The sequence below is a fragment of the Microcoleus sp. MON1_C1 genome, from assembly GCF_036701945.1.
Taxonomy (GTDB): domain Bacteria; phylum Cyanobacteriota; class Cyanobacteriia; order Cyanobacteriales; family Microcoleaceae; genus Microcoleus.
Genome location: NZ_JAUBRO010000040.1, coordinates 53,445 through 65,968 on the forward strand (window position 1 = coordinate 53,445; position 12,524 = coordinate 65,968).

Sequence of the window (12,524 nt, forward strand, 5' to 3'; positions counted from 1 at the left end):
CAACAGTCAACAGTCAACAGTCAACAGTCATCAGTCCTTAGTCAAGTGTTAAATTCCGCTTCCCAAATCAGGACTAATTCTCGCGCCGCCGCCGTTTCCTCAGCAGGAAAACCTGCCAAAAAGCCTTTATCTGCCGCCACGTCATAAGGCCCTTCCTTGAACTCCAAAATCACAGTATCCGGTGCCAAAGCTACTAACGTGTGAATAGTACCCTCTGGAAGTTCGACAGCGCGAGTCGGGCCGGCAGCGCTGACTCGCAAGGAGCGCAGGATTTGACCGTTTTCGTTCAAAATAACAATACCGACTTCTCCTTGAATCACGGCAAAAAACTCAAAACCGTTAATTGCAGGCGGGCGCAGGTGTTGGTGAGGGCGGACGTAAGTGCCCGGTTGCAACACGTTGACAAACCGCTGCACTTTTTCAGACAAATCGTCGTGGAAATTGTAGTTTTGTCGCTGTCGGGGACTGCGGCGGGAGGAAGCGGCAACTTCGTCTAGCAATTCTTGCGTCAGCAATTTGATCGGAGGGGACTGCACAACAGATATCCTGTATTTAATAGTTTTTGAACAAATGGGCTAGTCTGGGATCATCGTTATCAGCATCTCTTGACACATGGAAATCGCAACTCAGGTGCGTATCACTAAGGCAATGCGTTTGTCAAGTATATTTAGAAAAAGTATTAGCCCGATCGCCCTTTCGACTATTCTAGTCTGCGCCAGTAGCGTTTCTGCCTCTGAACCGAGGCCGGCACTGTTAATTCAGCAGGAATTCCCACAGCAGCAAGTTAAAGAAGAAATTCGCGATCGAGTTCAAGAAGAAGTTGACATTGCTTTCGGGCGCACGGCGGTACTGCTGAACGGGCTGATAATTGCCCTAACTTTGTTTCCCACAGCAGCCGGAGTCGGGGTTTGGTTTCTGTTGAGCAAATTGTCCAAGCAGACAACAATGGCCCGCCAAGAAATTGAAAGTCTCCATTACGATACAATCTCTCAATTAAAACTATTAATTTCGGACGCTGAAACTATTTTAGGCGAAATTCAACAGCAAAGTCATCCGGCAGAGGCAGAAACAGACCTTTTATTCCCCGATGCCCAAATTCAAGAATTTGCTCCGGTTAACTATGGGAATTACCAAAAGTTATTGACGGCCGGCGACTATGCTAAACAGGGAGATGCTTGTTTCTTTGAAAACCGTTATCAAGATGCGATCGCAGCTTACGATCAGGCCCTGCAAATTCAGCCGGATTTAGCCGATACTTGGAATAACCGAGGAGTAGTGCTCACGAGAATGCAGCGGTATCCAGAGGCGATCGCCTCTTACGAACAAGCTACTACAATTCGTCCGAATTATCCCGATGCTTGGAACAATCGAGGCGTGGTATTGTTGGAGTTGCAGAAGTACCAAGAGGCGATCGGCTGTTACGAACAGGCAATTCAAGCCAAACCCGATTATGCCGATGCTTGGAACAACCGAGGCGTTGCTTTTTCCAAAATGCAGGAGTACGAACAAGCAGTAATTTCTTACAATCAAGCCCTACAAATTAAAAATGATTATACTGATGCTTGGAACAATCGAGGCGTTGCACTCTCCAAATTGCAAAAATACGAAGCTGCGATTGATTCCTACGACAATGCTGCTAAAATCCGGCCGGATTTTTACAGAATTTGGTATAATAAAGCCCGATGTTATGCCCTACAAGGTAAAATTGAATTAGCAATTGAAAATTTAAAGCGCGCCCTTAATCTCAATCCGAATGTGTGTAAAGAGTTGGCAAAAAGTGAAGCTGATTTAGAAAAAATTCGCGAACATGAGGCATTCAAGCAGTTGATTAATTGAGCGGAACTAAGTAGATGAGTGGGAAAATACATACAGCCTATTCCAGGTTTATGAAGTGTAGGGACAAAGGTTTTCGCCTTTTCCCTACGGGGATAGAACGATAGGCGGGGGTACTTCATAAACATAGAATCTGCTTTAAGTAGTCAAAAGCGAGTGAAACGAAGCTATTGGCTTTCGGTTCTGGCAGTTGTACATTCGGTTATACCGCAAGGTTTATTTGTGCCTACCTACTTACTTCTGTTTGATTACTACCAAAGTAATGTCATCAAATACTTTTTGCTCCCCCATGTATCGCCGCACGTCGTCAATAACAGCTTGCTTGATTTCTGTTGCTGACTGTTCCCTGTTAAGGACAACAACTTCAATCAAGGGCTCGATACCGTATTGATCTTTCTTCATATCAAAAGCTTCGGTAATTCCATCACTATAGAGTACGACAACATCCCCCGAATTCAATTGTATTTCAGTAGTAGCAATGAAATCAGCAATATCTGGTTCCAAGGCGATGGGAAAGCCTAACTCCATGGTATCAATCCGCTCTACTTCGCCGCTGGAACGCACGACAATCACCTCTTCGTGCTGTCCGCTCAAACGCAGGATGTTGTCCCCCCGATATTCCAGCAAAGAAAGGCTCATACTTTTACCACAATTCATGCGCTCTACGTTGTCAAAAAGCGTTTGGTTGACTGTCTGCAATAATTTAACTGGGTCGGTTTCATTGTGGATCAACAAAGTGCGAATTGCTGTTTGCGCCATAATCATTAACACGCCGCTTTCTAAACCGTGTCCTGTCACGTCGCCGATGCCAATTGTGGCTTTACCGCCGTGATTTAGTACGTCGTAGTAGTCACCGCCAACTTCATCAGCCGGTTCCATGAATGCAGCAATTTCTAGCCCTGCAATTGACTCTAATTCCTGCTGTTGAGGCAAAATCATTTGTTGCAGGCGGCGGGTTACGTCTAGTTCGGCACTCATGCGAAGGTTTTCTACTTTTAGCCGTTCGTTCAAAAGCAATATTTCTCTATTAGCTTGGGCTAATTGTGCGGTGCGTTCTTCTACTTTTTGTTCTAGGGTTTGATAAAGTTGGGCATTTTCTAGGGAAATAGCAGCTTGGGCAGAAATTATGCTCAATACTGCTAATCTGTCTGCTGTAAAAGCGCCAGTTGCGAGATTGTTTTCTAGATACAAAATGCCGATGAGTTTGCCTTGATTGATGATGGGGGCGCACAAGACTGATTTGGGTTGATTAATTGCAATATAAGGCTCTGCGGTAAAGGTTCCTTCGCGGACGGCATCGTTTAAAACTACATCTGACTGAGTTCTTGCGACATAATTGATAATAGATGTCGGGAGATTCTGACTCTTATTAACAGCAAGAGATTGCAAGACTTGGACGGAACCGTCAACGTCTCCGGCAGCTTCAATTCTGAGTTGGCCCCTGCTGTTTAGCAAGATGAGAAAACCTTTTTGAGCTCCGGCATTTTCAATGGTAAGTTTAATTAAGTTTGACAGTAAGGATGCTAATACTACTTCGCCGGATATTGCTTGCGATGCTTTGATTACTGTGGTAAAATCCAGCATAAACGAGCTGCTGCTGCCTGTCGAGGTTGGCGGAAGGGATGTGCTGGTTATGCCAGAAAGGTTTGTACCTGTTGATGTTTGTCTCAGCCATAGCTGAGGGTAGCGCTTTTCTAAGTCTTTAACTTTGGCGGCTGCACCCCAGCGGAGATAGTAAGAGCGGGCATTTTGCAGGTAGGTATTGGCAATCAATGTCTTATTTTTAGATAAGTAAAATTTGGCAGCTAGTTCGTAGGAGAGGGCTTCTTCGTTGATGTATTCGTTTTCTGCAGCGGTGGCGATCGCGCGATCGTACCAGTCCATTGCTTCAAAGTTTTCCCCTTTAATGCGGCACAATTCTGCTTCTATTAGTTCTACTTTCTGCAAGTAATTCATCGGTGCGTGAGTTGCCAATACTTTCAGTTTATCCAGATTGGCGGTTACTTGTTCTAACATTTGTTCGCGATCGCTATGGCTGACATCAAAGTAAACCGCAAGTCGCACGAGAGAATCGTAGAAATAAAAGAGAGGAGCGAGAAGCGAACCAACTACTCCGGCTAAGTCTTTTGCTGCTAAATCAGCATATTTTACAGCTTCAGCAAATTCTCCAAAGAGATAGCAGAGAATGGTTTTTTGCAAGTAAATAATGTAAACCGCACTGCGATTTTTGGCTTGCACCATCATTGGCAACTGGATGTCTTCGTTATAAGCTTCACCGATTAATTTACAGGGATTTTCGGCGCCATCTATTAAATTTAGAACTGCCTGCCGATAGATTTCATTAAAATTCAAATCTGCTTCTTGCTTTAGTTGGCGCATCATGTCGCTGTAGGCAGCTAATTCTCGTTCAAGTTCTGTTAATTCTTTGCCGATGAAATATGCGTGCAAGGCATACATACTGGCCGCGTGACAGGCATATTCTATATCTCCCGTTTCCAAGCCGATCGCGCAAGCATCCTGCGACAGTTTTAAAGTTTTCCTGACCGATTCTTTGCAATGTTTGACAAAACCATTCACAATGTGAAGTGTTTCTGCTTTGACTTCGTTGGAGTTAATTCTTACCAGCAAATTTAAAGCCAGTTCGCCAAATCTGTAACCAGATTCGATGTCATTGAAAATCGCGCTCAAAAGCAGTCCACAATTAGCATAACCTGGCAAAGAATAGGGAGCATTGCCGTATTCTATCGATAAATTGACTTGTTTAAAGGCAAACAGCGGCAGGATTTGGGGAAAGGAAAAATAGGCAGCAGCAAAGGTGCTTGATATCACCTGCATGGCTGCTAATTTGTCCGGTGCTGTCATTGGCGGCAAATCGATTAAATCTTCGATTTCTCTGCCTGTTAGCGCTGCCTGAGTTGCTTGCAGCGCCGCCTCAATATCTGTCGGATTGGGGTGTTTGGGAAAATGTATATCTAACAGTTCGAGCACTGATAAAGCTGTGTCTACTGCTTGCCGGAACTGGCTTTGTGCTAACTGAGCGAGAATTATTGCTTGATAAACTTTTACTTTGTCTAAAACTGTTTTCGCTTGTTGCAGCACCGGAGTTGCTAATTTCTCCATCTGCTCGAAATCGGTACTGATGTAAGCGGCTTCTGCTGCTTCTTCGTAGAGATTCAGCGTTAAGTCGTATTGGGTTTGCCAACTGTCTGCACTTAATAATTGCCTGCCCGCCGCGAAGTAATCCAGTGCTGATTTATAAGCAGCGGAAACTTTGGCTTTTTTGCCTGCTAAAAGGTTTAGTGCTGCCAGTTCATTGCGCTGCGGCTGTGCAGCAATTAATTCGCTGCCAAAGTTTAGGTGATTGACGATATCAAAGATTTTCTGTTCTCGCTGTTCCGGCACAGTATTTTCCAACAAAAGTTGTCCGACTCGGTAGCGGACAACTTGCTTTTCTGGTTCGGGAATTAGAGAATAGGCGGCTTGCTGCACGCGATCGTGCAAAAATTTGTAATAAACAGTTAAATCTTCTGAATTTTGCTCTAATTCTAGAAATTTGTAATCATTTCCCACGGGAATAATTAAAGTTTCCCTAACTGCTTCCAAAAGTTTCCCGTTAGTTGCTTTTACTGAGTTTCCACTAACAATTGCCAAGGTTTTCACATCAAATTGATTTCCAATGCAAGCAGCCAATTTTAATAGTTGCTGTGTTTCCGGCGACAGTTTTTGAATTTTTCCTGCCATGAGTTCGACTACATTGTCAGTAATTCCCTTGGCTTGAATTTGCTCTAAATCCCACTGCCAGCCTCCCTTTGTCCCCCCAAGCTTCGGAGAAGTTACTCCAAATTTCAACAGTTTCTCAGCATAAAGTGATTTGAGAAACTCGTTAATAAAAAAGGGATTGCCTTGAGTTTTTTGCAGGACTAACTCTGCTAAGGGCAGGGCTGTTTCGACATCGCATTTAAGAGTATCTGCAATTAAATGATTGACATCATTTAACTTTAAAGGTAAGAGGGAAATTGAATTAATAACGCATCCCGTTTTCTGAATCTCATTAATTGTTAACATCAGCGGATGGGCTGCACTGACTTCGTTATCCCGATAAGCCCCAATCAGAAACAGATATTGCATATCTGGGTCAGTGATTATCAATTGAAGCATCTGCAAACTTGCGGAGTCGGCCCACTGCAAATCGTCGAGAAACATGACTAAGGGATGTTCTGGCTTGCAAAATACGCGGATGAAGTTATGCAAGACTAAATTAAACCGATTTTGCGATTCAGCGGGAGGAAGTTCGGATAATTCTGGCTGCTTGCCAACTATCAATTCTAATTCGGGAATTACATCAATAACGACTTGACCGTTAACTCCAACTGCTGTTAATATTTTTTCGCGCCACTGTTCGAGTTTAGGTTCTGTTTCTGCGAGCAACTCCCGCACTAATTCTTGAAAGGCTTTAATGACGGCGCTGTAAGGAATATTTCGCTGAAACTGGTCAAATTTCCCGGCGATGAAATAACCTTTTTTTCGGGTAATGGGTTTATAAATTTCTTGAACTAATGCTGATTTGCCAATGCCGGAATATCCGAATACTAACATCATTTCGGAATGTGGTCGGCTGTTGGGGGAGGGCTGAGTTTCTGAGGTTACACTTTCTGCTTCTTCCTGCAAGCTACCGGCAACTCGCTCAAATGCCGCCCGCAGGCTTTCTATTTCTGTTTCTCGGCCGTAAAGTTTTTGAGGAATTTGAAACTTATCTGAAATATCGTGCTGACCAATAGTAAAGTCTTCTATCTTGCCTTGAGTTTGCAGTTGAGTGAGACATAACTCTAAATCTGCTTGAATTCCCCAAGCGCTTTGATATCGATCTTCTGCGGTTTTTGCTAACAGCTTCATTACGATATCTGAAACAGGTTTAGGAATTTCTGGATTGAGTTCTTGGGGCGGAATGGGTTGTTTAGCGATGTGACAGTGTACTAATTCAATCGCGTCATTACCTTCAAAAGGCAGTTGATTGGTTAGCAGTTCGTAAAAAGTAGCGCCCAGGGAATAAAAATCAGCGCGGTAATCAATGGCGCGATTCATTCTTCCGGTTTGTTCGGGTGCGATATAAGCTAAAGTTCCTTCTAAAACATTGGGACTTTTTAGGGTAGGATTTTCTATAGACAAGACTGTCGAAATGCCGAAGTCAATAATTTTGACTTGCCCGGTTTTGGGGTTGATAATTATATTAGATGGGTTAATGTCTTTGTGGATAATATTAGCGCTGTGAATCTGACCCAAAATCTCGACAGTTTTGATCGCGATGGGGAGAAATTTCGCTAAGGTTATTTGATGTTGCTGCCGCCATAAACTTAAAGATTCAGCGCCATCATCCTCGAAGACGATGGCAAGAGAATTATGATATTTTTCTAAGCTGTAAGCTTTAACAAAGCCTGAAAAATTCAGAGTTTGACTGATTTGGTATTCCTGCTGGTATCTGAGCAGTTGTGCTGGCGTTGGCAATTCTTCTTTCAGCAGCTTGAGGATGATCGGTAGGCGCTCGGCGTAGCCGTCCCGTCGCGAATCGCGATCGCGAATTCCGCGATAAACGAAGGAATTTGCGCTTTCATAGATTTGGGAGAAAATCTGATATCCAGGAATGCCCAGCATAGTTTAAATTGTCCGTTTTGAGCTTTTGCGCTTTCTGTGGAGCAGTTGCGACTTTATCTTGTCATAATTGCTCATATATCACTGCAGTGGTAGCTCGATCGCTGCCACTGCATAATAAATGACTGTTTGCAAAATCGGGATGCTTCCGATTTTGACTAACTTAATTAGCACTCAGCTTCTCTCTTTGGTTCCTTTTTGGTATACACCCATTTATTAAATAAATCCTGAATTTCTGGCGACTGCTGCTGCACGATTTTATTGTAATCTTCCCGTGGGTCAATGCAGTAGCTTGCTGTGCGCTTCTCCACTTTTTGCACCCAGGTTGTGTGGATGGTGAAAGCTAGGTTAAATTGAGGATGCCAGAGCTTGCAAACAGGCCCGCTGTTCAAGTTAGCAGCATCAAAAATCCAAACTTCATTGCCGTTGGTTTCGTCGCTGCCGTCGCCGTAGTGAACGAGGCAGACGATGTAACCGTCTGTTGAAATTCCGCTGTCGCTGCGCGGTACGAATTGCGGCGACATTACCCAGTAACCGTCGGGAAATTGATAAACATCTGCGATACTCAGGCGATTGTCTCCTTCCTTAAGGCTTTCTTGAGGAGCGATGTGCAGCCGCAATAAATTAGATGGTCTTCCCTTTTTGGTAATGTCGTCTATTAATTTTAAACTTAATTCTCGGTATTTGTAATTTTTGTACAAGTCAACCATGTGTTGTGTTTTGAGATCTTCCCAACATCCCAAACAAATCCAGTAGATGTCTTGCAGGCGATCGGGCAGCGGGTGCTGTTGATATGTGCAGATAGCCGGCCCCCAAGTATACTTTTCATCCATGATGACATCTTGATGCTCTTTGACTAATTTTCCTGTTTTGCCGTTGACAACGTGACATCCAAATTTGCTGATGTCCATCGGCCCTGCGATCGCTCCGTAAAGACGCGGCAAATTGTTGACTTCTAAATTAGTGGTTTTATCGTCGTCAAAATCAAACTCGGAAAGATATTCGCCCGCATCCCACGCACAAACGTGAGACAAGTGCAGGGTAATTAAATCGTCAGGGTTTTTATAGTCTGCAAGAAAGTGTGCGGCTTCGCCGGGAATATTCACTTTTTTGGCACTGACATTACTTTTTTCTGGCTTGAGATCGCTGCGGCGGATGATGTAGAAAGAGTTGTCGCTTAATTGCGGGCGATCGAGAAAATTCCTGAAAAACTTTTCAAAGCGCTGATAGTTTTTGTTAGTAAGTGTTGGCAGCAGTTCTTCTAAAGAAACTTTGAACGCTGTATCCAGCAGCAGGATATAATCTTCTGTCACTGCCATTTGATGGATACTTTGCTTAATTTTAATGGAAAAACCGTTGTGCTGCACTTTCCACTTTTGCAGACTTCCTGAACCGTCCCACCGCAAGATATATACAAAGTTATCTGTAAAGATTCCGGCTGATCCTCGCAAAAATTTCCAAAAACTCTTCACTGTCGTCGAGAGTTTCTTGCTGACAGATAGGGGCTTTTCCTCTAGTTGTGGTAAGGTAAAAAGGTTCCTTTTCTTTATATTAAATATTTTTTGGAACCCGTGCATAATCCAATCCAAAATTTCTTTGAAGATATAAGCTAGGGGAATCAATTGCGATAAAACATTGGAGATCGATCGCCCGATATTGACCGTAAACATTTCCCGTGTATAAGGGTCAAAGCAGGGATGGGCTGAAGTTTGTATGATTTTAAAGGGAGTTGGCGGCTTTCCAGGCAAGCCAATTTTAGTAACTTCTTTCCACTCGTCACTGCTGCCGACTGGGGTAACAGTTTCCAGGGTTTTCGGATCGATTTCGTAAGGGCGGCCTACATCCCAAGTAGCCAACAACCGTTCGCTCTCATCTTGAGAAAATTTCAATGGCACAAATGCTGTATTGAGCTGGTTCCTGACACCCAGCGGCCCGGATATGCGGGTAATGCCGTAATTTTTAAATTTCAAATCGTGATATGTCGGACACTGGTCGGCGGCTGCATCTGCATAGTAACAAGGGGGTTTTACCAATCTTGAAGCTAGAAATGCTCCGGCTTGCAAGTTGTCAAAATCGAGACGGTAAATCATGCCGTCGCCGTTATAAAGCGGGGTTGTACCGTCTGAAGACGGGTAAACTGTGGAGTTAGTCGGATGACCTTGAGCGTCGGGCGAATCTATCGAGCCGACTGGTGCAACAATGAATACGTGACCTTGCAAATCTAGCGGTAGCTTCCCCTCTTTAACGTTCATCTTCAGCGGTAAATCTTTGGCATCGGGGTTGTCTTCTTTGTTGCCAAATTCGTCGCGGCTGACCGATAATACTGAACGCGGAAAAGTTGGATTTAGTGCTTCTTGAGTGGCGTTTTCCATCGGTTTCTTACTTCTAAATATTTTCAGTCTGAGATGACTGCGGGATGAAAATTAGTTGCACTCGCCCGTTTCTGGGGAAATAATTGTGCACCTGAACTGACTGCCATTAGTCGCTGCGGAGCGGCGGTCGCGAAAATCAGCACACTTCAAAGGATAAATGCTACTTTGTTTTACCATATATTTTCGATGGTGTCAATATTTTTATGAGTATCGACCGCGGCGGAGTTTGGAGGCGAGCGCGGGGATATTTAAGATTATTTAGACATAGTTTTTGAATATCTTATCTTTGACAAATTAACAGCAAATACCGCTCGCCATGCCAGTAATAAAGTAAGAGGCACGGTCTTTAATTAAAAAATAAAGTAGGTGTTGACGGCCTCTTGCAGGTAGGTGCAAATGCCACCATAATTTAAAAACCTGGATATCGAAGTAATAGTGGTGTTTCAGATACTCCCAAAACCGCACCCCAATATAAAATTTAATAAATTACAAAAGATAGACTTTATTAGCCCGCTCGAAAAGAAAAAACCTGAATGAAGAAAAGATAATTAAATTGATTTTTATGAAAAATAGAAATGAGTAATCTGCGAGAGTACCTTGAAAAAAATCCCCCGCACACAAAAAGGGTATTAGGAATGGAATATGAACAATTAATAGAGTTAATTCGAGCGCCTGAGTTATTAGTTTTCCAAAATGCAGGAGTACGAACAAGCAGCAATTTCTTACAATCAAGCCCTACCAATTAAAAATGATTATACTGACGCTTGGAACAATCGAGGCGTTGCACTCTCCAAATTGCAAAAATACGAAGCTGCGATCGCTTCCTACGACAATGCTGCTAAAATCCGGCCGGATTTTTACAGAATTTGGTATAATAAAGCCCGATGTTATGCCCTACAAGCTAAAATTGAATTAGCAATTGAAAATTTAAAGCGCGCCTTCAATCTCAATCCCAATGTGTGTAAAGAGTTGGCAAAAACTGAAGCTGATTTGGAGAAGATTCGCGAACACGAGGCATTCAAGCAGTTGATAAATTAATCCTTCAGATATAATCGTCAACTATAGGATAACGAATAGGTCGTAAGATTAAATGAACCGCGAAGACGCTAAGGACGCGAAGGAAGAGATGCAGTTTTTCCTTCGCGCTCTTTGCATCTTCGCGGTTCGTTTTACAAATACTTTTTCAAGAGCAAACCCATTTTCTCCTTAGTTGCGGTCGGCACTTGATCCAGCCGAGTCAGAATTGCATATTTCAAAGCTGAATGCGACTCGGAAACGGGGGGATTTTCTGTTAGTCTACGGACTGTTTCTTGAATAACTTTTTGGGCATTTGCTGCATTGCGGTGCAAGTTTGCAACTACCATTTCTACAGTTACGCTGTCGTGATCCTCATGCCAGCAGTCGTAGTCTGTGACTAATGCTAAAGTTGCGTAGGCAATTTCTGCTTCTCTGGCTAATTTTGCTTCCGGCAAATTTGTCATTCCGATGACTGTCGCCCCCCAACTGCGGTAAAGGTGGGATTCTGCTTTTGTGGAAAATGCGGGGCCTTCCATGCAGACGTAGGTGCCGCCCCGGTGCAGGGTAACGTCGGGGAGGTTCAAGGATTCGATCGCACTTGCCAATACTTTAGCCAATTCGCCGCAAACCGGATCGCCGAATGTGATGTGACCGACTATTCCTTCTCCAAAAAAGGTAGAAACTCGATTTTTTGTACGATCGATAAACTGATCGGGCACTACCATATCTAAAGGTTTCGCCTCAGCTTTCAGAGAACCAACCGCCGACGCTGAGATTAAATACTCAACTCCCAAACTCTTCATTGCATAAATATTTGCGCGATACGGCACTTCTGAGGGCAAAAAAGTGTGGTTGCGGCCGTGTCTAGCCAGAAATGCTACCGGCGTACCGTCCAATGTTCCCACAATTGCGGCATCGGATGGCGCTCCAAAAGGTGTATCAATTTTCACCTCTTCAATATCCTTGAGGGCCTCCATTTTATACAAACCGCTGCCGCCGATAATTCCGATTTTTGCTTGTGCCATTTTTACCCTCTGCTTGAGTTTTACAAGAGTGATTCTATCGGGCCATCGTTAAGTTGGGGTAAAGATAATTGAAGATTTCGTGATAGCAGTCACCCGACATACACTATTTTGTCACATAAAAAATGTGATCTTAATCACAAAATACCTTCACAAAATCTTTAAAAATAAAGGTACATAGTTCTGTTACTTGTTTTTAGCGTGTTAAGACCATGACTGTCAGCTCTGCTAACCTCCCCAAAATCTCGATCGAGGCGATCGTCGAGCGCATTTTTGCTTTTCGCCAAATTACCCCCCTTGACAGACGGCTGCTGAAGTCAGCAATGCTAGCGGAGAAAGGTCTTAACGAAAAAGACCACTCTCACATCAACCGAGTGTGTCAGGGCATCCGAAACGGATTGATTTTAGTTGTAGAATAACTTCGCAGCACTATCTCTTGCTGACTCAAGAAGCTGTTTTAAAATTTGTGCTTGAGTCTGTATCTCCGGGAAACCAGTTCGGACAATGTTTTACTATTTTTCGGCGTGCGATGGATCAACATCACAAATAATATTATTTATAGCAATCCTATATGAATTGTGAAAAGGCATCAAATCTTTTCAAGTTAGGAAAATTGAAAAGATTATATTTAGCA

At 43.4% G+C, this 12,524-nt stretch carries 7 protein-coding genes; 3 read left to right on the forward strand and 4 right to left on the reverse strand.

Features of this window, described 5'->3' with window-relative positions:
* Positions 1–41: 41 nt before the first annotated feature.
* The gene (locus QUA62_RS21280; RefSeq protein WP_190662213.1) at positions 42–536 is read right to left on the reverse strand and encodes a WbuC family cupin fold metalloprotein; all 495 of its coding nucleotides are present in this window, start codon (positions 534–536) and stop codon (positions 42–44) included.
* 76 nt (positions 537–612) lie between these two features.
* On the opposite strand from QUA62_RS21280, the gene QUA62_RS21285 reads away from it, so the two are divergent.
* Positions 613–1,836, forward strand: a complete 1,224-nt coding sequence (locus tag QUA62_RS21285) for a tetratricopeptide repeat protein (protein ID WP_333406479.1) — start codon at positions 613–615, stop codon at positions 1,834–1,836.
* 231 nt (positions 1,837–2,067) lie between these two features.
* Here the strand turns inward: QUA62_RS21285 and QUA62_RS21290 are convergent, their stop codons facing one another.
* Both QUA62_RS21290 and QUA62_RS21295 read right to left on the reverse strand, forming a co-directional pair.
* Positions 2,068–7,482, reverse strand: a complete 5,415-nt coding sequence (locus QUA62_RS21290; RefSeq protein ID WP_333406481.1) for an AAA family ATPase — start codon at positions 7,480–7,482, stop codon at positions 2,068–2,070.
* A gap of 164 nt (positions 7,483–7,646) precedes the next feature.
* Positions 7,647–9,851, reverse strand: coding sequence for a carotenoid oxygenase family protein (locus QUA62_RS21295; RefSeq protein WP_333406483.1), 2,205 nt, complete (start codon positions 9,849–9,851; stop codon positions 7,647–7,649).
* 693 nt (positions 9,852–10,544) lie between these two features.
* Here QUA62_RS21295 and QUA62_RS21300 point away from each other — a divergent pair.
* Positions 10,545–10,889: a TPR end-of-group domain-containing protein gene (locus tag QUA62_RS21300; RefSeq protein WP_333406485.1), complete on the forward strand. Its 345-nt coding sequence runs from the start codon at positions 10,545–10,547 to the stop codon at positions 10,887–10,889.
* 131 nt (positions 10,890–11,020) lie between these two features.
* On the opposite strand, the gene QUA62_RS21305 is transcribed toward QUA62_RS21300, so the two are convergent.
* Positions 11,021–11,893, reverse strand: a complete 873-nt coding sequence (locus tag QUA62_RS21305; protein WP_333406487.1) for an S-methyl-5'-thioadenosine phosphorylase — start codon at positions 11,891–11,893, stop codon at positions 11,021–11,023.
* Between the two features lie 209 nt (positions 11,894–12,102).
* Here QUA62_RS21305 and QUA62_RS21310 point away from each other — a divergent pair, with 209 nt between their 5' ends.
* Positions 12,103–12,309: a hypothetical protein gene (locus tag QUA62_RS21310; protein WP_190662201.1), complete on the forward strand. Its 207-nt coding sequence runs from the start codon at positions 12,103–12,105 to the stop codon at positions 12,307–12,309.
* Positions 12,310–12,524 lie beyond the last annotated feature (215 nt).